19 protein-coding genes are annotated in these 21,984 nt (G+C 62.4%); 12 read left to right on the top strand and 7 right to left on the bottom strand.

Going from position 1 to position 21,984, the window contains the following annotated elements; all coding sequences use genetic code 11:
• Positions 1-3,372: an AAA family ATPase gene (locus CUC44_RS00520; protein ID WP_100858054.1), complete on the bottom strand. Its 3,372-nt coding sequence runs from the start codon at positions 3,370-3,372 to the stop codon at positions 1-3.
• A gap of 212 nt (positions 3,373-3,584) precedes the next feature.
• Between CUC44_RS00520 and cysZ the strand changes: the two genes are divergently transcribed.
• Both cysZ and CUC44_RS00510 read left to right on the top strand, forming a co-directional pair.
• Entirely contained in the window at positions 3,585-4,349 is a 765-nt protein-coding gene (gene cysZ, locus CUC44_RS00515) for a sulfate transporter CysZ (RefSeq protein WP_100858053.1), read from the top strand.
• A 135-nt stretch (positions 4,350-4,484) separates the two neighbouring features.
• On the top strand, positions 4,485-5,099 hold the full coding sequence (locus tag CUC44_RS00510; RefSeq protein ID WP_100858052.1) for a trimeric intracellular cation channel family protein: 615 nt from the start codon (positions 4,485-4,487) through the stop codon (positions 5,097-5,099).
• Between the two features lie 93 nt (positions 5,100-5,192).
• Here the strand turns inward: CUC44_RS00510 and CUC44_RS00505 are convergent, their stop codons facing one another.
• The 4 genes from CUC44_RS00505 to CUC44_RS00490 form a co-directional block, all read right to left on the bottom strand.
• Positions 5,193-5,444 (bottom strand): DUF3862 domain-containing protein, encoded by a 252-nt coding sequence (locus tag CUC44_RS00505; protein WP_100858051.1) that lies wholly within the window; start codon positions 5,442-5,444, stop codon positions 5,193-5,195.
• A gap of 129 nt (positions 5,445-5,573) precedes the next feature.
• Positions 5,574-6,119, bottom strand: coding sequence for a peptidoglycan L,D-endopeptidase MepK (mepK, locus tag CUC44_RS00500; protein ID WP_100858050.1), 546 nt, complete (start codon positions 6,117-6,119; stop codon positions 5,574-5,576).
• 150 nt (positions 6,120-6,269) lie between these two features.
• Entirely contained in the window at positions 6,270-7,751 is a 1,482-nt protein-coding gene (locus tag CUC44_RS00495; RefSeq protein WP_100858049.1) for a L,D-transpeptidase family protein, read from the bottom strand.
• Between the two features lie 91 nt (positions 7,752-7,842).
• Positions 7,843-8,613, bottom strand: coding sequence for a substrate-binding periplasmic protein (locus CUC44_RS00490; RefSeq protein WP_100858048.1), 771 nt, complete (start codon positions 8,611-8,613; stop codon positions 7,843-7,845).
• Positions 8,614-8,933: 320 nt separating this feature from the next.
• Here CUC44_RS00490 and CUC44_RS00485 point away from each other — a divergent pair, with 320 nt between their 5' ends.
• From CUC44_RS00485 to CUC44_RS00465, 5 genes are all read left to right on the top strand, one after another.
• Positions 8,934-9,479 (top strand): hypothetical protein, encoded by a 546-nt coding sequence (locus tag CUC44_RS00485; protein WP_100858047.1) that lies wholly within the window; start codon positions 8,934-8,936, stop codon positions 9,477-9,479.
• A gap of 55 nt (positions 9,480-9,534) precedes the next feature.
• The gene (locus CUC44_RS00480; RefSeq protein WP_100858046.1) at positions 9,535-10,548 is read left to right on the top strand and encodes a glycosyltransferase family 2 protein; all 1,014 of its coding nucleotides are present in this window, start codon (positions 9,535-9,537) and stop codon (positions 10,546-10,548) included.
• Entirely contained in the window at positions 10,545-10,916 is a 372-nt protein-coding gene (locus CUC44_RS00475) for a GtrA family protein (protein ID WP_100858045.1), read from the top strand. The genes CUC44_RS00480 and CUC44_RS00475 overlap by 4 nt, the downstream gene beginning before the upstream one ends.
• Positions 10,916-12,076 carry a hypothetical protein gene (locus tag CUC44_RS00470; RefSeq protein WP_100858044.1) on the top strand — a complete coding sequence of 387 codons (1,161 nt, stop codon included), beginning with the start codon at positions 10,916-10,918 and terminating at the stop codon, positions 12,074-12,076. The genes CUC44_RS00475 and CUC44_RS00470 overlap by 1 nt, the downstream gene beginning before the upstream one ends.
• A gap of 220 nt (positions 12,077-12,296) precedes the next feature.
• Entirely contained in the window at positions 12,297-14,405 is a 2,109-nt protein-coding gene (locus CUC44_RS00465) for an alpha-amylase (RefSeq protein WP_100858043.1), read from the top strand.
• A gap of 65 nt (positions 14,406-14,470) precedes the next feature.
• On the opposite strand, the gene CUC44_RS00460 is transcribed toward CUC44_RS00465, so the two are convergent.
• On the bottom strand, positions 14,471-15,097 hold the full coding sequence (locus CUC44_RS00460; RefSeq protein ID WP_100858042.1) for a glutathione S-transferase N-terminal domain-containing protein: 627 nt from the start codon (positions 15,095-15,097) through the stop codon (positions 14,471-14,473).
• Positions 15,098-15,252: 155 nt separating this feature from the next.
• On the opposite strand from CUC44_RS00460, the gene CUC44_RS00455 reads away from it, so the two are divergent.
• From CUC44_RS00455 to CUC44_RS00440, 4 genes are all read left to right on the top strand, one after another.
• A complete protein-coding gene (locus CUC44_RS00455; RefSeq protein WP_100858041.1) occupies positions 15,253-15,897 on the top strand; it encodes a response regulator in 645 nt (214 codons plus the stop codon).
• An 86-nt stretch (positions 15,898-15,983) separates the two neighbouring features.
• Positions 15,984-16,565 carry a TetR/AcrR family transcriptional regulator gene (locus CUC44_RS00450; RefSeq protein WP_100858040.1) on the top strand — a complete coding sequence of 194 codons (582 nt, stop codon included), beginning with the start codon at positions 15,984-15,986 and terminating at the stop codon, positions 16,563-16,565.
• A gap of 57 nt (positions 16,566-16,622) precedes the next feature.
• Positions 16,623-17,480 (top strand): alpha/beta hydrolase, encoded by an 858-nt coding sequence (locus tag CUC44_RS00445; protein ID WP_167388729.1) that lies wholly within the window; start codon positions 16,623-16,625, stop codon positions 17,478-17,480.
• Positions 17,481-17,601: 121 nt separating this feature from the next.
• A complete protein-coding gene (locus CUC44_RS00440) occupies positions 17,602-18,747 on the top strand; it encodes a patatin-like phospholipase family protein (protein WP_100858039.1) in 1,146 nt (381 codons plus the stop codon).
• A 15-nt stretch (positions 18,748-18,762) separates the two neighbouring features.
• Here CUC44_RS00440 and CUC44_RS00435 read toward each other — a convergent pair whose 3' ends face one another.
• A complete protein-coding gene (locus tag CUC44_RS00435) occupies positions 18,763-20,715 on the bottom strand; it encodes a cation:proton antiporter domain-containing protein (RefSeq protein WP_100858038.1) in 1,953 nt (650 codons plus the stop codon).
• 326 nt (positions 20,716-21,041) lie between these two features.
• On the opposite strand from CUC44_RS00435, the gene CUC44_RS00430 reads away from it, so the two are divergent.
• Positions 21,042-21,944 carry a GGDEF domain-containing protein gene (locus CUC44_RS00430; protein ID WP_100858037.1) on the top strand — a complete coding sequence of 301 codons (903 nt, stop codon included), beginning with the start codon at positions 21,042-21,044 and terminating at the stop codon, positions 21,942-21,944.
• The last annotated feature ends 40 nt before the right edge of the window (positions 21,945-21,984 follow it).

Genomic DNA, 21,984 nt, shown 5'->3' with positions numbered 1-21,984 from the left:
CTAGTTTTGCTCAGCCAAAGCGACGGCTTCACCGATGTCAACCGACACAATGCGAGAAACCCCGGGCTCTTGCATTGTGACGCCTATCAGCTGCTCAGCCATCTCCATGGAGACCTTATTATGACTGATGTAAACGAACTGTACTGTGCTCGACATCTCTTTGACAAGAGAACAGAAGCGACCGACGTTCACTTCATCGAGCGGCGCATCCACCTCATCCAGCAAACAAAAGGGTGCTGGGTTGAGTCTGAAGATGGCAAAAACCAGCGCAAGGGCGGTTAACGCCTTCTCCCCCCCGGAAAGCAGGGCAATGGTAGCATTCTTCTTGCCCGGAGGTCTTGCCATGATGCTCACTCCGGCCTCCAAAAGATCGTCCGAGGTCAGCTCAAGCCAGGCACTGCCCCCCCCGAACACTTTTGGAAACAGGGATTTTAAATCTTCATTGACCTTATCGAAAGTGTCACGGAAGCGAATTTGTGTCTCTTTATCAATTCTTTTAATGGCTTGGCGCAGGGTTTCCAGTGCTTGCTCCAGATCCTGGCACTGGTTTTCGAGGTAGGTAGAACGACTCTTCGCCTCCTCATACTCTTCCAGCGCCGCCAGGTTGATGGCGCCGAGCGCATCCACTTGAGCCTCCAGGGTCTGGATCTCTTGGCGCAACTTGCCGCGATCGGCGGCGATGAGCACCGCCTGATCGAGATCGATGAGGCGCACGCCGAGCTCCTCGAACTGCTCGTGCAGCCCCTGCCGGCGGGTCAGGTTGCGCTCTCGCTCCAACCGCAGCGACGCCAGTTTCTCCTGGATCAGCACCAGCTGTTTGTGATCGGCGCTGCGCCCCAGCTCCAGCTCGGCCAGCTGACGTTCCAGTTCGGCGAGGCGCTGATGGCAGGCGAGCTGCTGCGCCTCCAAATTCCGCTGCTCGGCGAGCAGGGGGGAGATGTCCTGCACCGCCTCGGCATCTGGCCCTCTGAGCTCCGCGAGCTCCAGTCCGAGACGAGCCAGCTCCTGTTCACGCAAGGCGATGAGCTGGGACAGGTTCTGCCGCTCCAGCAGCAGGCGCTGACAAGCTGCCTGCTGTTGCTCCCGGCGTGCCCTCGCCTCCTCCAGCCCACGATCGGCAGCGGTGAGCCGCTCCTGGGCAAGTTGCAACGCCTCGGTCAGAGGCTCGCCCTGCTCCTGCAGCTCGGCCAAGCGCGCCTCGTCCAGTTCCAGTTGCTCCGTGACCCTGGCCAAGCGCAGCGCCTCATCGGCCTGCTCCTTGTCCAGGCGCAGCAGCTCCTCGCCGAGCAGCCCCTGACGCTGCAGCCGCGCCTGCCGCTGACCCTCCTGCAGGCTCCAGGCTTCGCGCAGTTGCTGCCACTGCCGCTCCAGCTCACGTACCTCCCGCTGACCCTGTTCATGGACATCCTGCAGTTGAGCACGGGTCGCCTCTGCCGCACTCAGCTGCGCCTCCAGCTGAGTCAGCTCCTGCCGGCCTACGGCCAATTCGGTGTGTAACCGCTCACGTTCACCGAGCAGGGCCAGGGTACCGAGGGCTCCACCCTGGCCGAGATCGGCCCAGTTTGAACCAAACCAATCTCCCGCCGGGGTCAGCAGCGACTCACCGGCCGAGAGGCTGTGCAGGCGGGCCAGCGCCTCTTCCCTGTCCGCCACCAACCAGATGGCGTTAAGGAAGGCGGGCACGTGCTCACCGTCCAGCTGCGCTGCCAGAGTGCCAGTCACAGCTGGCTGCGCCGAACCAATCCAGAGCCCATTCTGCTCGAAGTTGCACTCATCGCTTGGCTGGGCGGTGAGCCAGCGGCCGAGCACCTTGTCCAGCGCCTGGGCCCACTCGGGGGCGACCTGCAACCGATCCGCCAGGGTGGCGCCCTGCAGCTGCTCCCCCAGGATCTGGCCGAGAGTGGTGAGGCGGGCGTCCAATTCCCGCAGTAGACCGCTCTGTCGCACCTGTTGGGATTGCAATGCCTCATGATGCGCAGCCGCCGCCTGCCACTGCGCTTCCCGCTCGGCAGAGCGCCCCCGGCTTATTTCCAGCTCGGCGGTCAGGGCATCGAGCCTGGGCTGCAACGTCTCCTCCGCGGTGAGCGGGCCTGCCTGCTCGTCTTCCAGCTTGAGCCTTGCCAGCCGGGTCTTGGCTTGCAACTCCTGCAGGCCGTTTCGCTCGGCGCGGGTCTGATTGAGCCGCCCCTGCAACTGGCCAAGCTGCTGTTGCCACTGTTGCTGTTGCTGACGACTCAACTCCAGCTGCTCGCTGGCGGCCAGGCGCACAGCCTGCTGGTCGGTGAGCAACTGCTCACACTGCTCGAGGCGCGCCGCTTCCAGCTCTTCCTTGATGACGGCGTCCGCCAGCTGCGTCTGCTGAAGCGTCAGCTGTGAGCGGATATCGGAAATCCGCGCATTCAGGGCCTGCTGCCTGGCCTGCCAGTCACGGCCCAGTTCGGTGTGATGAAGTTGCTGCTGCTCGAGGCGGGCGATGGCCTGACCACCGAGGAAGATCTGTTGCTGGCGGCTCGCCTGCTCGGCCTGGGCCTCCTGACGGGCCACCGACAGGGTGACGTGACGCCCCTCGTCCTGGGTGCGCTTGGTATCGAGCGCCGCCAGCGCCTGCTCGGTCTGAGCCAGCTCGCTCTTGGCCTCGCCAAGGCGGGTCTCCAGCGCCCACAGTTCGGAGCCGATAAGCTCGGCCCTGGCTGCGCGCGAACGGCCCTTGAGCTGTTTATAACGCTCGGCGGTTTCGGCCTGGGTCTTGAGGTGTTCGAGGCGGGAGCCCAGCTCGCCGCGAATGTCGCCGAGGCGCTCCAGGTTCTCCTGGGTGTGGCGGATGCGCTGCTCTGTCTCCCGGCGCCGCTCCTTGTAGCGAGAGACGCCGGCTGCCTCTTCCATGAACAGCTTGAGATCGGCGGGGCGCGACTCCACCAGCCGGCTGACGGTGCCCTGCTCTATGATGGCGTAGCTGCGGGGGCCGAGGCCGGTGCCGAGGAAGAGATCGGTGACGTCCTTGCGGCGGCACTTCTGGCCGTTGATCTGATAGTGGTTGGAGCCGTCGCGCAGCACCTCCCGGCGCACCGAGATTTCGCTGAAACGGCCGAATTCACCGGGTACCCGGTTGTGGGGATTGTCGAATACCAGCTCCACCGAGGCACGGCCATGGGCGCTGCGGTTAAGGGAGCCGTTGAAGATGACGTCCGTCATGTTCTCGCCGCGCAGATGACGGGCAGAGCTCTCTCCCAGCACCCAGCGCACCGCGTCGATGACGTTGGACTTGCCACAGCCGTTGGGGCCGACCACGGCGGTCATGTCGGCATTGAGTTCGATGCGGGTCGGCTCGACAAACGACTTGAAACCGGCGAGTTTGATCAATTTCAGACGCATGGGGGCCTATCAGGGTAACTCAGTCTCGGGGAGGTGGACGGCCAGCCTAACCCAATCCCAACCTGGGTCTGGTTGAACATGGGCTGGCACTTGTCCATCCACACCCATCATCCAGAGGACGCGAGCCGGAAAAGGAACGGACGGGTGACTTTACCAAATCAAAGGCTTGTTTGTAATATGCAGGCAGTTTCCCATTAACAGATGGAGCTCATATGAGCCAATCACCTCACATGGTCAAAGACTCGGTCAGCGGTGCTGACTATTTCCTGCGCGGCTTCTCCCTCATCCGCCAGCCCGGGATCCGCACCTTTGTCATGATCCCCCTGCTGGTCAACGTGGTGCTGTTTGCCGGCGCCTTCTACGCCCTCTTGCTGCAACTCGACAACCTGTTCGCCTGGTTGCATCAGCAGATCCCGTCCTGGCTGAGCTGGCTCGACTACCTGCTGTGGCCCATCGCTTTGCTCACCATACTGGTGGTGTTCTCCTTCGTGTTCAGCTCGGTGACGAACTGGATTGCCGCCCCCTTCAACGGCCTGCTGGCGGAGAAGGTGGAGCAGATCCTCACCGGCGAGGCGGTGAGCGATGCCGGCATGCTGGACGTGGTCAAGGATGTGCCGCGCACCTTCGGTCGCGAGTGGACCAAGCTGAAGTACTACCTGCCCAAGGCCATCGGCTGCCTGATCCTGTTCCTCATCCCCGTGGTGGGACAGACGCTGGCCCCCGTGCTCTGGTTCCTGTTCAGCGCCTGGATGATGGCGGTCCAGTATGTGGACTATCCGTTCGACAACCACAAGATCGACTTCATCACCATGCGTGACGCCCTCAAACAGCGCCGTGGCAAGTGCCTGAGCTTCGGCGCCCTGGTCACCCTCTTCTCCGCCATCCCGGTGGTGAACCTGTTCGTGATGCCGGTCGCCATCTGCGGCGCCACCGCCATGTGGGTGGATCAGTATCGGGATGAACAACTGCGCCGCTGAGGCGGACGTGACATAACCAAAAGAGGGGGCGAACGCCCCCTTTTCATTACTTAATCTAATGCAAACATGAGATAGCTTGTCGCACTGACGCAGGCTTGCTAGGATGCGGGCCTTTCTCGCACCCTGGGATAACTCATGTTACATGCACTCTTCTTGCTCGGCCTGGTGGCCGAAGGGATGACTGGCGCGCTGGCGGCGGGTCGGCGACGGATGGACTTGTTTGGCGTGGTCATCATCGCCTCGGCGACCGCCATCGGCGGCGGCACCATCCGGGACGTGCTGCTGGGACACTATCCCCTGCTCTGGGTGGAGCATCCCCACTATGTGGTGCTGGTGGCGGGCGCCGCCCTGGTCAGCGTCATCTGTGCGCCCCTGATGCGCTACCTTGGCAAGCTGTTCATGGCCCTCGATGCCCTGGGACTGGTGGTGTTCTCCATCTTCGGCGCCGCCCGGGCGCTGGAGATGGGCCACGGGGCCGGCATCGCCTGCATCATGGCGGTGGTGACCGGCGTCTTCGGCGGCGTGCTGCGTGACCTGCTGTGCCAGCGCATCCCGCTGGTGTTTAGGCGTGAGCTCTACGCCGCCGTCTCTCTGGTGACCGCAGGGCTCTATTGCCTCGCGCTGGATCAGGGCTTGCCGAGTGACTGGGCCGCCTTTGGCGCCATCGGCATCGGCTTCGTGCTGCGGCTGCTGGCGGTGCGCTTCAAGTGGGGGCTGCCCACCTTCAATTACCAGTACGCCACCCACTGAGCGCGCCAATTTCTGGCCTGGCCGGACGAATAACAGACAATAAAAAAGCGCCTGCTGGCGCTTTTTTAGCGAGAACTGAAACTGGACGGCGGCCTAGTTGATCCCTTCCGAGCTGAAGAAGGTGGCCTTGTCGGCGATGAAACGGATCTTGATGTTCTTGCCCTCCTTGCCCCAGATGCAGCTGGTGGTCCCGAGCGCATCGTCGCAGCGCTCTGCCTTGCCCAGTATGCTGCTCGCCTCGGCGTAGCTGATACCCATCTTCAACTTGTCGTAGTTCTCACGGTTCAACTTGCTGCAACCGGTCAACAACAGGGCGATCATGCCCCCGATCAGAATCTGCTTCATCTGCTTCTCCTCTGGCTAGTGACCAGAGCCTAGCAGCTGGCATCCCCTCGTGACCAGTGGCTACCAGCTGCGAACGGGGCCCGTGTCCGAGTCCCTGGCGCAATCCCTTGGGCCACACCATACCAAAGACTACCAGCTGCGAACTGGACCGGTGTCGAGGTGCACAAAGTTATCCGACGGATAGTAACCGACCCCGCCCACCTTGAGGTTCAGGGCCGCCTTGCGCAGGTGCGCCAGCTGGACACCTGGGATGCGCACATCCACCGCCTGACCCAGGGTATGGTAGCTGTGCTTGGCGACGCCTCGGCTCTTGCGGCGCTTCTGGTTGTTCGTCTGGGGAGAGCGATAACCCGAGATGAGCTGGATCTCCCCCTGACGACCCAACTTGTGTTGCAGCAGGAACAGCTGGTCAAACAGTTTTTTATCGATATTAAACACTTCATTTCTGCGGTAATCGCGGAAGATATGATTCAGCTCGGCCAGTCCATCCCGCAGATAGTGGCCATTCTCCCAATAGCTGGCCTGCACTCGCTCGCCGGTATTGAGGTTGAAGAAGCTCAGCTCACGGCCCGAGGTGCTGCGACTCGCCATGGCCGGAAACGACAGCAGGCTGGTGCCCATCAGGCAACCCGCCCCCAGCAGCAGACGGCGTCGGCTTATCTCTTGTTCCAGCATCCGTTATCCGTCCATCGCATATTTAGGTGAAACAGGTGAGTAAATTTGATACTGAAGCCAGAAACTACCTGCCGATAAAAGGCCTGTCAAACTGCAAATCCCCATAGAAAAGCCCGGCGCTGGGCCGGGCTTTTCACTCTGTGGCAGGGATCACAACAAGCGGCTCTGGAAGCTGACTCGATCAAATCCATAAATGTCATTGCGCAGTTGCTGACGACCCTCGTCATCGATCCAGCTGCTCCAGTAGACGGTGAACACCGGGATCGGGGTAGTCAGCGGCAGCCATTTGGTCTGGGTCTCCTTGAGGATGTTGGCGACCTTGTCCGGCTGATAACGGGAGTCCGCCAGCAGCAGCTCGGCCAGATCGTCCGCATGCTCGACCCGGATGCAGCCCGAGCTGAAGGCGCGTGCCCCCTGCTCAAACAGGGACTTGCGCGGAGTCGAGTGCAGGTAGATGGCCTCGTTGTTGGGCAGGTAGAACTTGTAACGACCGAGGGCATTGTGATCCCCTGGCTTTTGCCGCAGCCGATAGGGGAAGCCCGATGCCAGCGCCTGGTGCCAGCCATCTTCGCTGAACTGGACCGGGTTGCCTTCCCCATCGATCACCTCGAACTGTTCCCGATCGAGATAGGCGGGATCCCGGCCCAGCTTGGGCAGGATATCCTTGCTCAGGATGGAGCGCGGCACGTGCCAGGCGGGGTTGAGGACGATGGAGCGGATCTCGCTGGCGAGGATCGGCGTGGCTCGCTGCTCCTTGCCGACGATGACCCGGCTAGTGAAGACCTCGTTGCCGGACTCCACCACGCTCAGGCGATAGTCGGGAATATTGACCAAGACGTAGCGACCGGCCAGCTGATCCACCAGATCCCGGCGCCAGAGGTTACGCAGCAGCAGGCTGGCGCGCACTTGCGGCCCGGTATTGAGCCAGGAGCGGGTCTGACGGCCTATGATGCCATCGGCGGTCAGGCCGTGGCGGCGCTGGAACTGCTTGATGGCGGCTTCGGTATCCGCATCATAGGTGGCGTCCTGGTGATTGGGCGCACCGTCCCCCAGCTCGTTGAGAATGGAGCGGATCTGGCCAAGCTCGGTCGAGCTTTCGCCAGCCCTCAGGGTCGGCATGTCCAGGTTCGGCCAGTGTTTGGCCATGGGCATGGCCAGCAGCTTGCGCACTTCCTCACGCACCGCCTCATACTCGGCGACCTGGGGCCTGAGCTGCTTGACCTGCTCCAGCAGATTGTCGCCAACGGGCTCGTGGGCCAGCGGCTTGGTCAAATCGAGCTTGAGGGTCTGCATCTGTTCGCGCGCCACCAGATCCATGGCGCGCCAGGCTTGCTGGAAGCGGGCCAGCTTGCCGAAGGCTTCGTCATAGAGGGCGCCGCGCCGCTCGCTCGGGGTCTTCTGCAACTGTTGCCAGAGCCGGTAGAAATCCGGGTGCAGCTGGGCGAGCACGGCTTCTTGCAGCTGACTCTCCAGCTCGTGGCGCGCCTGTTCGGCCGTGCTGTTTTGATACCAGTCGTGCTGGATACTCGGACTGGCCACCTGGATCTGCCCTTCGCTGGCATGGACCATGCCCGCTGGCCAGCAACCCAGCCAGATAAGATTCGCCAATGCCAACCAATACTTCTTACCCATGTTTCTTACCACGCTTACCTCAAATCGGTTCACTTCGGCCTGTCTGGCGCCACGGTCAGGCCCCCATGATGCTGGAATGCCGGGGACTTTGCTAGCGAGGGGACGCGTAACGACGCCAGATAAGTGCATGCTCGTCACTCTTGCCAACGGCGCCGAGCGCCTGGTTGAAGCGGGCGACAAACTCGGCACTCAGAGTCTGCTTGCTCAGCATGAAATGGGTCGGCGTCTCATAGACCCTCATGGCATGGGGCACTATGCCGCCGGCCAGCCCCTCTCTCTTCAGACCCCAGGGGGTGGCCAATCTATCCCCGAGAAAGCCATCTATCCGCCCCAGTTGCAGCTTGCGATAGTTCTGCACGTCATTGACCTCGCTCACCTGGTGGGGGTAGCGGCGCAGCAGTGTGCCTATCTCGGCACCATAGTAATAGTCCTTGGTCACCCCCAATCTGTGCCCTTTCCCCAGCCAGGTTGCCAGGTCCTGTTCGTCGTAGAGATCGGCCTTGCGCACCCAGAGCGCCGTGCGCCCCGGGTTGTATGCATCGGAGAACCAGGCATAGCGGGCCCGGTCGTCGAAGAAATAGGCCTCCATGGCGATATCCAGCCGCCCCCGGGCCAGATCGTGCAGCACCCGCTTCCAGGGGCGCTCCACATAGACGAGGCGACATCCCAGCCGGGCCGATACCGCATCGAGATACTCCACCGCGAAGCCGCGCATGCGCCGGGTCTCGCCATCTTGCTGGTAATAATGGTAGGGAGGCCAGTTGTCGAAACCGACCCGCAGGGGAGAGGGACAGAGCAAGCTTGCCCACGCCATCGATGCAGGCAATGCGAACAGCAGACAGAAGAGAAGTGGCAGCCTCATGGATCATCCTTGACGATGGGACTCGCCATGTTAAGGGTGCCTTGGGAAAATGGCGACAGATCCTGCCACAGCGATGAGCAATATCAGCCATTTGCCTGAGAAACCCCGGCGTTCACCCCAGCGGGTGGCAGGCCCTCTGTGCGGATCCACATGCCAGATAGAGCAGGGTCAATCTGGCTCCCAAAGGCATTTGGCGAGCAGGGACATTGGGGTTAATATGTGAGCAAATTTATTTTTGTGATCTACTATGCTTTTTTTGCAATTGGATTAGCATATGCGCGAAATCTGCCTACCCATCCGTCAGGCGTCGAGTGAGTGATATGACCTACAAAAAGTTCGGTTTTCTGGCTGCCATCCTGGCATTGAGCGGTTTTTACCTCTACACCCTCTATCTGGCTGCTCACCCCAACGTTAGCCTGGCCTACAAGCTCTATTACCTGGAAGGCAAGACCCGCTTCTGGGAACACAACTCCAGCATGACCTACCAGCCGGGTAACGAACTCAATCTGACCAAGCCGAGCCGCTTCCTCTCCAGCGAAGGCTGGGCCAAGAAGCCGAGCGCCGAGGGTACCGAGCTGAGCGGTCAGGGTGGCCTCTACTTCGTGCTGCCCAAGCAGCAAGCCCAACCGGAGCAGCTCACTATCCAGGCCAGGATCTACAGCCCGGAAGCGGGTACCCTGCTCAAGGTGGCCCTGGGTCACGACTTCACCACCACGGTCAAGCTGGCCAAGGCGGGCATCAACGAGATCCGGCTCAACCTGCCGGGTGACTCCCTGACCGCCGATCCCAAGCACCCGAACTTCCTGGCCCTCTCTGCCCCGACCCCGCTCAACGTACAGTCTGTGCGCCTGACCGTGGCCCAGTGAAGATAAAACGCTAAAAATCAGTTCTTAAACGTGATTTTCTAATAAGGAAGTTCCCATGTCGCATGCCGATTTTCGACTCTCTCTGGTCGTGCCCGTTTACAACGAAGAAGAGAGCATAGACGCCTTCATCAGCGCGATAGACGACGAACTGGCCCCCCTCAAAGACCAGCTTGAAATCGTGTTCGTCAACGATGGCAGTCGCGACCGTACCCGCGAAGTAGTCGAGCAGGCCATCGCCCGCGATCCCCGTGTCACCCTGGTCAACCTGGCCCGCAACTTCGGCAAGGAAGCGGCCATGACCGCCGGCCTGCATCAGGCCAAGGGCGATGCCATCGTCCCCATGGACGTGGATCTGCAGGATCCCCCCGCCCTCATCCTGGAATTCGTCAAGCTGTGGCAGACCGGTGGCTATGACACCGTCTACGGCATCCGGGTCGATCGCAGCGCCGACACCCCGATGAAGCGCCTGACCGCCGGTGGCTTCTACCGCTTCTTCAATGCGCTCTCCACCAGCACCAAGCTGCCGGAGAACGCCGGCGACTTCCGCCTGATCGACCGCAAGGTGGTCGAGGCGCTCAAGCAGTTGCCGGAGCGCAACCGCTTCATGAAGGGTCTGTTTGCCTGGGCGGGTTTTCGCGCCGTCGGTGTGCCCTACGAGCGGCCCGCCCGTCACGCCGGCGAAACCAAGTTCAACTATTGGAAGCTGTGGAACTTCGCCCTCGATGGTCTGCTGAGCTTCTCCAGCTGGCCGCTGCGAGTGTGGAGCTACGTCGGGGTCGGTGTCTCGCTGATCGCCTTCCTCTATATCCTCAAGATCATCACCCAGGTGCTGTTCTTTGGCATAGACGTGCCAGGTTACGCCTCCCTGATGTCCGTGATGCTGTTCCTCGGCGGCATCCAACTGCTGTCACTCGGCATCATAGGCGAGTACATTGGCCGCATGTTCGTCGAGGTGAAGCAGCGCCCCGTCTACCTCATCGAAGGGGTCTACGGCCAGTACGCCCAGCAGGCTGACAAGGGGCAAGATGCCGCCACCAAACAGGACGAGCAGGAGCCGACGCCCCAATGATCTCCCGTGAGGAATTCTGGCGTCTGGTTCGCTTCGGTTTCGTCGGCGGGGGAGCAACCCTCGTCGACCTTGGCACCTCGTTCGCACTGTTTCACAGCTGGCCCGATATCTCGGAGCACCTGGTCACCACGATCGCCTTTGGAGTGGCCTTCTGGTTCTCCTTCTTCGGCCATCGCTACATCACCTTCCAGAAGCAGGGGGCGGCTGGCAAGTTCCTGCTGGTGGCACTCTTCTCCCTGGCAGTACGTAACCTGCTCTTGAGCGGCCTGCTGTTTGCCGGCCTCTCCGGCCTGCTGCCCGTGGTCATCGCCACCCTGGCCGTCACCATACTCACCTATCTTCTCTCTCGCGTCTGGGTATTTGCCTGATGAATGACATGACAATGCCTACCCCCGCTGCCGCGGGGCCCTACCGCCCTTCCTTGGCCATCAGCAGCCGTGACTGGCTGATGATCATCGCCGCCTTCGTGCTGAGCCGAGCCGCCCTCTATGGCATGGGCTACTTCGGTGTCCAGCTCTACGGCGCCCCCGGTATCGGTCCGTTGCAGGCCTACTGCCAGTTCGACTGCGTCTGGTTCCAGCGCATCATCGAAAACGGCTATGACCTCTACCCGCGCTGGCTCAGCAAGGGCAACGCGGCCAACTGGGCCTTTATGCCCCTCTACCCGATGATCTCGGGGGCTCTCTCCAGCCTGCTCAACATCGAGAGCCTGATCGGCCTGATGCTGGTGGCCAACATCGCCTTCTTCATCAGCCTGCCGCTGATGCTGCTGGTGCTGCGCCAACTCAAGCTGGGGGACGACACGGCCCGTTTCGGGGTCTGGTTGCTGGCCTTCTCCCCCTTCTCCGCCTACTTCGTGTCTGGCTACACGGAGCCCATGTTCATGGCGCTGATGCTGGGCATGTTCCTGTTCGCCTATCGCGAGCAGTGGCTGATGGTGGCCTTCCTCGGCGTCTTCATCTCCGGCACCCGCAATCTCGGGGTCATGATGGTGTTCCCGGTGTTGATCCTGGCGCTGCAAGCCTATGGCTGGCGCGAGTTCTTCCGCTTCACCGAACGCGCCTTCAAGGTGGTCTTCACCCTCTGGCTCATCCCGTTCGGTCTGTTCGCCTACATGGTTTACCTCTATCACCTCACCGGGGATGCGCTGGCGTTCAAGCACATCCAGGTGGCCTGGGGCCGTTACATGGACAGCCCCCTTGACTGGTGGCTCAGCGGCTTCGAGCTCGGCGGTCGCAAGGCCTACCTCTCCATCATGGTGATCTTCGGCTGGTGCCTGAACGGCTACCTGTTCAGCCAGAAGCGCTGGGCCGAGGCGACCCTGATGTTCATCTGCTGCACCATACCGCTGATGACGGGGCTCAACGCCATGCCACGCTACATGTTCGGCCTCTACCCGACCCTGCTGGCCATCATACTGCTGACCCACCGCTGGCCCGCCATCCGCCCGGCCATCCTGTGCATCAGCGGCATGGTTGCCTCCTTCATCGCGGTGGCCTTCGTCAACTTCAAGTTCTTTACCGTCTGACGAAAAACCCGCCCAAACAATGCCGGTCACTCGACCGGCATTTTTTATGGCTCTCCTCTGGGTCAGCATGGCGGGCATCACACTTTCCCGTTCTTGAAAACGTAACCATTTGAACTCACCTCACAAATCGGGATTTTACCGATCCAGCCCCTCCTCTCAGCCCCCTAGAATGAGCTCCTCAACGGAATCCGACCCGCTCACTTTGCTCAAGGAATGGCTTATGCGTCCCCCCCTTCGCCTCGATCTCCGCCTGTCACCCCTGTGGCTAGCCCTGCTTGCCGGCCCGGCCCTGGCGGCCCCGCAAGTGCACCTCTATGTGGATGGCAAGCCGGTGGCCGGGGCGCTGACGCTGGACAAGGGCACCATCAGCCTGACCCATTCTTTAAGCAAGGGCAGCCATCAGATCCGCATCGGCGATGCCGCCAACAGTTGCGGCACCAGCTTCGGTCCAAGCGAAACCAAGCCGCTGCCATTTGGCACGGCCCAGCCCATGGACAAGTGCGCCAAGGATCAGAGCTTCACGTTAAGAGTGATGCTGGCGGGGGACTATGAGTTCACCTTCAACCCGGACACCCCGAGCCTCAAGGTTTTGCGGGCTACCAAGAAGAGCGAATTCAAGCGCCAACCCCCGGAAGAGCCCTGCATCGCATGGGATGGCGGCCCGGTCACAGTGTCCCTGAAAGGGGTCTGGCCCGATGGCACCCGGCTGCGGGATGCCTACTCAGGACAGGAGGCCCTGGTCAAGGGGGGCAAGCTGACCCTGACCCCATCCAAAGAGAGCGGCGGCCTCTTGCTGCTCGAGCCCGTGGCGGCGGCCAAGGCTGAGCCCTTCAGCTGGGATCAGGCCAGCGTCTATTTCCTGCTGACCGACCGCTTCCATAACGGCGATCCCGGAAACGATCACAGCTTCGGCCGCCAGAAGGATGGCCAGGACGAGGTCGCCACCTGGCACGGCGGCGACTTCAAGGGGCTGACCGAGAAGCTCGACTACATCAAGTCGCTGGGCATGAATGCCATCTGGATCACCCCCATGGTGGAGCAGGTGCATGGCTTTATCGGCGGCGGCGAGCAGGGCAACTTCCCCTTCTACGCCTATCACGGCTACTGGGCGCTGGATTTCACCAAGATAGATCCCAACTACGGCGACGAGGAGAGCCTCAAGACGCTGGTGGACGAGGCGCACAAGCGCGGCATGCGCATCATTCTCGACGTGGTGATGAACCACGCCGGCTACGCCACCCTGGCTGACTTGCAGGATCTCGGACTCGACAGCCTGACCCAGAACACGGAAAAACTCCCCGCCCGCTGGAACGACTGGCGCCCGAGCGGCGGCCTCAACTGGCATGGCTACAACCAGTTTATCGACTATCAATCGAGCGACTGGAGCAAGTGGTGGGGGCCGGATTGGGTGCGGGCCGGTCTGCCAGGTTACCCCCAACCCGGTACCGACGATGTGACCGGTTCGGTGGCAGGCCTGCCGGATTTCTTAACCGAGTCCAGCAAAGCGGTGGGACTGCCCCCCCTGCTCGCGGCGAAGAAAGACACCCGGGCCAAACCACTGCCCAATGCCAGCGTGAGTGATTACCTCATCGCCTGGCACACCGACTGGGTGCGCCGCTTTGGCATCGACGGCTTCCGCGCCGATACCGTCAAGCACCTGGAGCCGGCGGTCTGGGCCAGGCTCAAGCAGGAGGGCACGGCGGCCCTCAAGGAGTGGAAGGCCGCCAACCCGAGCAAGGCTCTCGATGCCCTGCCGTTCTACATGGTGGGCGAGGTGTGGGATCACGGGGTGGCCAAGGACTTCTGGTACCAGAACGGCTTCGATTCCCTGATCAACTTCGACTATCAGCGCGAGTTCGCCCTGCCCCAGGCCCAGTGCATGGCGGTTGCCGAACCCACCTATGCCAGCTACGCCAGCCGCATCAATCAGGATCCCGAGTTCAACGTGCTGAGCTACATCAGCTCCCACGACACCAAGCTGTTCTTCGGCGACTATCAGGATGTGTCGCTGCAGCGGCGGGTAGCCAACAGCTTTATGCTGCTGCCAGGCGGCATCCAGCTTTACTACGGTGATGAATCCGGCCGCGGGCTTGCCAAGGATGGAGGCGTGTTCGATCAAAGCGTGCGCAGCGACATGAACTGGCAGGAGCTGGCGAGCGGTGACAAGGCCGAGCTGGTCAAGCACTGGCAACGTCTCGGCCAGTTCAGAGCCACCCACCCGGCGGTGGCGGCGGGCAGTCACAAGAAGCTCTCTGATGCCCCCTACAGCTTCGTGCGCGAAAAAGGGGCCGACAAGGTGGTGGTGGTCTTCGCAGGACGCCAGAAATAACCCGGCAGCTAGCCTGACGGATGACAAAAAGGGGGAGCCATGGGCTCCCCTTTCTCTTTCTCGTCTCAGACTGGCTGGCGAGCCAGCTCCGGCCACTGCAGCCTTGCCCTGACTAGCGTCTCCTGCCACAGGTGCCAGGCCAGCAGGGACTGCTGATAGGCACCGGCCTGACCAGGCAGCTGGATGCCATAGCTTGCCAGCCGATAGGCCATGACGGCGTAGAAGGCGTCCAGGATACCCGCCTCGTCGAAATAGAAGGCGCCCCTCGCCTGGGACCAGAGCGTCTGCAGACGGGCCAGCTCGGTTATAGTCTCCACCGGCGGCTCGCACTGGGTCGGCGCCCCCAGGAAGAAAGGCAAGCGGCTGCGGATCTGGCCATATCCCGAATGCAGCTCGGCGCACAGGCTGCGGGCCAGGGCTCGCTCGGCCCGATCGGCGGGATAGAGCCGCCGCTCGGGGCTGAGCTCGTGCAGGTATTCGGCGATGGCCAGGGAGTCGTGGATCCGCAGCTCGCCATCATCCAGCCAGGGCACCAGCCCGGTCGGCGAGACCCGTTTTAACCGCGCCAGCGCCTTGGCATCCTCCAGATCGAACACCTGCTCCTGCCACGCCAGTCCGCTCAGACCGAGCACCAGCGCCGCCCTCATCGACCAGGTGGAACCTGTCCCCACCGTCAATACCAAGGATCCCATTTATTGCCTCCTGCTTGGGTTGTTGATGACCAGGGTCGGCCCGTGGGCACGACATCTCATGGCCGTCTCACATTTGCACGCCTGCGGGTTTGACCCCTTGCGGGCGCGGTGCTAGTTTGATTTTTCAAAACAATCAGTTAGCAATGATGTGAGCAATGGATAGCCAATTTACCATCGTCATCGCAGATGACCACCCCCTGTTTCGGGGCGCCCTCTATCAAGCGGTGCACATGGCCATCGACGACGCCCGCCTGCTGGAAGCCGACTCCATCGACAGCCTGACCCATCTCTTGGGAGAACATCCCGAGGTAGATTTGCTGCTGCTCGATCTCAAGATGCCAGGGGCCAATGGCTTCGAGGGACTCGCCTATCTGCGCGGCCAGTACCCGGACCTACCCATCGTCGTGGTCTCCGCCTCGGAGGACGCCGCCATCATCCAACAGGTGCTGCGGCTCGGTGCCCTGGGCTTCATCCCCAAGTCCGTGCCCATGAAGGAGCTGGTCAGTGCCCTCAATACGGTGATCGGGGGGGATAACTGGGTACCGGAGGGGATCTTCCTGCACCCCGAATCCGAGGATGGCCCCGATTTCGCGAGCAAGCTCGCCAGCCTCACTCCCCAGCAGTACAAGGTGCTGATCATGCTGCGGGACGGCAGCCTCAACAAACAGATCGCCTGGGAGCTCAACGTCTCCGAGGCCACCATCAAGGCCCACATCACCGCCATCTTCAGGAAGCTCGGGGTCAAGAATCGCACCCAGGCGGTGATCGCCCTGCAGCAGATGGGCATCAAGGACGACTGATGCCTACCAAAAGGCGGCCAAGGAGATCATCCCTCGACAAATAGTACGATCGTACTTTATGCTGCAGGCAATATTGAGGAGCCGATATGAGCAAGGGCCGGTTGACCCGCGAGAGTATTTTGCAGACCGCCTTCGAGCAGGCCAGCCAGCAAGGGCTGGAGAGCCTGACCATTGGCTCTCTCGCCAGTGCGTGCGAGATGTCAAAGAGCGGCCTGTTTGCCCATTTTCAATCTCGCGACAACCTGCAGATCGCCGTGCTGACCTATTCCGGCGAGGTGTTCCGCGAGCGGGTGATCCAGCCGGTGCGCCAGCAGCAGCTCCCCACCCAGCAGGCCAAGCTTATCGCCCTGCTCCAGGCCTGGCTTGCCTGGAACCAGAGCTTTGCCGGACGCTGCATGTTTCTCGATGCCTGGACCTCGGCCCAGGAGGGGGAGGTGCAGCAAGCCGCCCGCCAGCTGGTACGCTTCTGGCTCGATTACCTGGCCCGCCAGGTGGTGCAGGGCCAGGCCAGAGGAGAATGGCGCAGTGAGCTCGATCCCTGGCGAGCCGTTTACCGGCTCTATGGCCTCTATCTCGGGGATCAGGTGTTCAATGCGCTGGACTTGTGTCAGGATCCCACCCGCCACTTCTGGCCCGAGGTGGAAAATCTGCTGATGAGCTGGCGCTAGTTTTTAAAAACTGACAAAAAAGCACGACCGTTCGCACATAAAAACGACAGGATGACCATGAGCAGCAAGATCTACTTCAGCACCCGCCGCTTCAGCCCGAGCAAGGTATTGCTGGGCCTCGGCACCCGACTGCACCACGCGTTGGCTCCCGCCCACGCCAAACGCACCGCCAGCAAACTGTTGCTGACCCCCCAGCGGCCAGACCGGGATACCCCGGCGCCTGCGGGTCTGGTGCAGCAGGCGGTGCATACCCGCGAGGGTACCCTGATGAGCTATCGGCTCGGCAAGGGGCCCGTCTGGCTGCTGATGCACGGCTGGTCCGGCAGCGCCAGCCAGTTCTACCCGCTGATGAGCCACATTGCGGCGCAGGGCTTTACTGCGCTGGCCTACGATCACCCCGCCCACGGCCAAAGCGAGGGCCACACAGGTCACTTGCCCCGCTTCGTGCGCGCTTTTGACGAGCTGCTCGAGCGCGTAGGCCCCATCGAGGGGGTCATCACCCACAGCATGGGGGGGGCCGTCACCCTGGCAAGCCAGCATCCCGCCCTCGACAGGCTGCCGCTGCTGCTCATCTCCCCTGTGCTCGACTACGTGCCCCAGCTCTATGGCATGGTGGCGCGCTCCGGCTACTCCATCCGGCTGTTCGATGCTGTGGTCAAAGAGATCGAGCAGGAGTACCAGCATCCCCTCAGCACAGTGGATCCCCTCGGCAGGCTGGTGAGCCGCACCGGCCAGGCCCTGATCGTCCACGACGAGGAGGACCGCTTCGCCCCCCATCAGGACTCCCTGCGCGCGGCCCAGGATGGGCGCACCCGGCTGGTGAGCACCCGGGGCCTGGGCCACGGCCGCATCCTGGCAAGCCCGCCGGTATTCGCCGCCTTCGATCAGCTGATCCAGCCGCCGGTCCAGGCCTGATCTCATCCCCTGTGACTGCCGCAAACGGGCCGCCCCAAAAAATGATGGGGCGGCCCATTTTTATATTCGATACAGCGCCTTATAGTTAAATTGCCCGGTGGCAACAATAAGGCGCAATCCCATGGCCAAACCCAATACAGCTCTTCTGTTGACCGGTGGCGGTGCTCGCGCCGCCTATCAGGTCGGCGTCCTCAAGGCAGTGGCCGAGCTCTATCCTCGCAACCTCGGCATCCCCTTTCCCATCCTGTGCGGCACCTCGGCCGGCGCCCTCAATGTCACGGCGCTGGCCTGCTATGCCTCCTGTTTTCATCTGGGGGTACGCAAGCTGGAGTGGGTCTGGCGGCGCTTCGAGACCCACCACATCTTCGACTTCCACCCCTGCCAGCTGCTGTGGCGCACCCTGTATCAGGGCTCGGCCGGCCTCATCAGCCCGGACAGCAACCGCGCCTTCCACCTGTTCGACAACGCCCCTCTGCGCCGCCTGCTGGATCAGGTCATCGACTATCACCGCATCGATGACAACATCCTCTACGGCAGCCTGGAGGCCATCGCCATCACCGCCTCCGACTATGACGACGGTCTCTCCACCACCTTCTTCCAGGGACGGGCGGAGCACCAGCCCTGGGAGCGGGCCAGACGGCGGGGCCTCCGTACCCTGCTCACCTCGGATCATCTGCTGGCTTCCTCGGCGCTGCCCTTCGTCTTTCCGGCCACCCGCATCGGCGAGCGCTTCTACGGGGATGGCTCCATCCACCAGCTGAGCCCCTTGAGCCCCGCCATCCATCTGGGTGCGGAGCGGATCCTGCTGGTGACCCTGGATTCCCCCCATCAGGGGAGCGCGGCCCCCCGCCAGGGCCACCTGACCAGCTCCAACATCGCCGGGCACCTGCTCAACACCGTCTTCTCCGACACCCTCAACTCGGATCTGGAGCGGCTCGGGCGCATCAACCAGACCCTCTCCCTCATTCCCGAGCGGGAGCGCAATCGTCTCAAGTTGCGCCAGGTGGAGACCTGCGTGATAAGGCCGAGCCAGGATCTGGACCTCATCGCCCTCGACTATCTGCACAAGTTGCCGACCCAGTTGCGCCGCCTGCTGCGGGTTCTCGGGGTCAACGGCCACGAGAGCAGCAGCCTGGCCAGCTTCCTGATGTTCCATCCGGGTTACTGCCAGCAGTTGATCAAGCTCGGTTATCAGGACGCGCTGGCGGAGCGCCAACGCATAGAGGCCTTCCTGGACATAGAAGAGCGCATCCGCGAGGAGGCTTGAGCAAGGAGGGGTGGTCTAGTGCCCCTCCAGCAGCCGCTGCTCGGCCTGCTCCATGGCCACCGCATTGCCAAACAGCACCAGCCTGTCTCCGGCGGCCAGTTTGAGCTCTGCTCTGGGTTCCAGACTCTGCTCACCGCGATGGATGGCCTTGACCCTCACCTCCCCGAGGGCCAGCTCCCGCACCCTGCGCCCCACAGCCCAGGCCTGATCGTGCAGCAGGACGGGATGCAGTCGCTCGAGCCGCTGATCCGTCTCCAGGTTGCTGGCGCTCTGATCCCCCCAGTAGAAGCCGTGTAGGAAGCGGTACTGGCTGCTGCGCTCATGCTCCATACGCCGGATCACCCGGCCGATGGGGATATCGCAGTTGACCAGCAGATGAGAGACCAGCATCAGGGCCCCCTCCTGGGACTCCGGGATCACCTCGAAGGCACCGGCCTGCTTGTAGCGATCGAGGAAGCTGTCATCCCGGGTGCGCACCAGCACCTTGACCCCGCTCGCCAGCTCCCGAATGAGCATCAGCATGGCATCGACCCGCTTGGGATCGTCGAAGGTGATGATCACCAGCCGCGCCCGCAGCAAGCCGGCGGCCAGCAGGATCTCGCGCCGGCTGGCGTCGCCAAACGCCACCTGCTCCCCTGACAGCTTGGCCTCGCTCACCCGCTCGGGATCGAGATCCAGCGCGAGGAAGGGCAGCTCTTCGAGTTTGAGGAAACGGGCGCAGGTCTGGCCGGTACGGCCAAAGCCGGCGATGATCACGTGCTGATGTTTGCTCAGGCCCGACTGGGCCACCTCGGAGCGGGAGAGCAGGGCCGTGTCGGTGAGGGAGTGGGCGAGCCCCTGGGCCTTTTGCACCAGCCAGGGGGTCAGGGCGATGGAGCTGACGCCGATGCCGATGAGCAAAGAGACCTGCTGATGGTCGAGCAGGCCATGGTGACTGGCCAGTGCCAGCAGCACGAAGCCGAACTCCCCCACCTGGCTCAGCATGATGCCGGCCGCCATGGCGTCGCGCTTGCGCTCCCCCATCAGCCGACCCGCCAGCAGCACCAGCAGGGACTTGAACAGTATGAGTCCGAGCACGCTGGCCAGTACCTGCCACCAGGCCTGGGCCACCAGCTGCCAGTCCATGGTCATGCCGATGGTGATGAAGAAGAGCCCCATCAGCACGTCCCGAAACGGCTTGATGTCTACCTCCAGCTGATGGCGATAGTGGGACTCCCCCAGCATCATGCCCGCCAGGAAGGCGCCGAGCGCCATGGAGAGTCCCATCCACTGGGTGAGGGAGGCGGCCAAGAGGGCCACCAGCAGGGCACAGAGCACGAACAGCTCATCTGAACGGGCCCGCGCCACCTCGTGAAACACCAAAGGCAACAGCCACTTGCCCACGGCGAGCAGGGCAAACAGGGCGAACAGCCCCTTGAGGGAAGCCCAGGCTATTTCCGCCAGCAGGGCACTACCCTGCACCTCGGGCTGGGCCAGGATGGGGATCATGACGAGCAGCGGCACCACGGCCAGATCCTGGAACAGCAGCACGCTCACCCCGAGCTGGGCGCGCCGGGTGTGCATCTGCTTGAGCTCGCCGAGCTGCTTGATCACCACGGCGGTGGAGGAGAGCGCCAGCGTGCCCGCCACCACCAGCGCCTGGGCCAGGCTCAGCCCCCACCACCAGGCGAGCCCGAAGAACAGCGAGGTGGTGAGCAACACCTGCAGGCCGCCAACCCCCAGCACCAGCTTGCGCATGGAGAGCAGCCTTGGCAGCGAGAACTCGAGGCCGAGGGAGAACATCAAGAAGACGATGCCGAGCTCCCCTATGGTCTGCATCATGGCCTGACCGGTGACGATGGCGGCGCCATGGGGACCGAGCAACATGCCGGCAAACAGGTAGGCGAGGATCACCGGCTGGCCGAGACGCCGGAAAATCGCCACCAGCAGGACGGCGGCAAGCAGCAGGATCAATACATCTGCATACACTTTCACCTCCCTTTTCAGCTGCTTTGACCACACCAAGCCAGATAACTGACCACCACATTACCCATGATGGTGATATCTGCTGATCTCCAACCCCAAAACCGGACCCCGCCGCGCCTCTCCCAGGTCGAACCGGGTGACCAGAACATGAGAGAACAGACCTGACTCGGTCGGCATGGCGAGCGGAATAAACCCGCCGCCACGACGCCATTTTTACGCACTTTTTATGACGTTAAGACTAGCCAGCCCATTGTTTCCCATCGAGCATATTTTGGGCACAAGGATTGCAAGAGAGGGGACAATGAGTGGAGAGGCTTAAGGGCTGCAACATGGAAAACACATCGTCATTGAATGGCTTCGGACATGGCATAGAGCAGTGGGTGCAGCAGATGGAGCGGCTCAGACCGCTGGCCAGTCAGGATCGCAACCAGCTGCTCGAGCTGTTGCTGGCGCAACGGGATCTTGGCGCCCTGCTGGCAACCTTTGCCGAGCGGGCGGCAACCATTGTCCGGATCCATGCCCTCCATTTTGACGGTGGCCGGCCCCACGTCCTCATCTCCCAGCCACCCCAGGCCAGACAGGTGCTGCACAGCTACCACTTCGAGCTCCGTGGTCAGCACGAGCAGAAACTCGGCCTGCTGCAATACGAGCTGGAGCACCCCATGAGCAGCCACCAGCAGCGACTCCTTGAGCAATGTCATCAGTTGCTCTGCCTGCCGCTGCCGCTCTATCTGCGCCTCGACGGGCTGGAGCAGCAGGTGCGGCTCGATCACCTGACCGGGCTCGGCAATCGCTCCTATTTCGATGAGGCCATCGGCCGCGCGGTGGAACAGCACTGCCGGGAGTCCCACGGCCTGGTACTGGTACTGCTGGATCTGGACAGGTTCAAGCTGGTCAACGACACCTGGGGTCATCCGGTGGGAGATCTGGTGCTGAGCCGCTTCGCCCAGTTGCTCACCGGCTGCATCCGCAGCACGGATCAGGCGTTTCGCCTCGGCGGCGACGAGTTCGCCCTGCTGCTGCAACCCGCCGAACCCGAGGCCTGGCGCCCGGTCTGGCTACGGCTGCAGCACGTGCTGCGCAGCCACAAGGAGCTTAGCGCCTTCGCGGTGGGATGTAGCCTGGGGGCTGCCAGCTGGCATTCCGGGGTGGATGTGCAGAGCCTGTACGAGGCGGCGGATGCCCACCTCTATGCCCGCAAGAAGGCCGGTGTGACGGGTTCATCGGAGTAGCGACTCAGGCCACTCGCCTCCCGACGCAAGGCGAGTGCCG

Source organism: Aeromonas lusitana, assembly GCF_002812985.1.
Classification (GTDB): Bacteria; Pseudomonadota; Gammaproteobacteria; order Enterobacterales; family Aeromonadaceae; genus Aeromonas; species Aeromonas lusitana.
The sequence above is the reverse complement of the archived record's forward strand: the minus strand, read 5'-3'. Positions and strand labels throughout refer to the sequence as shown.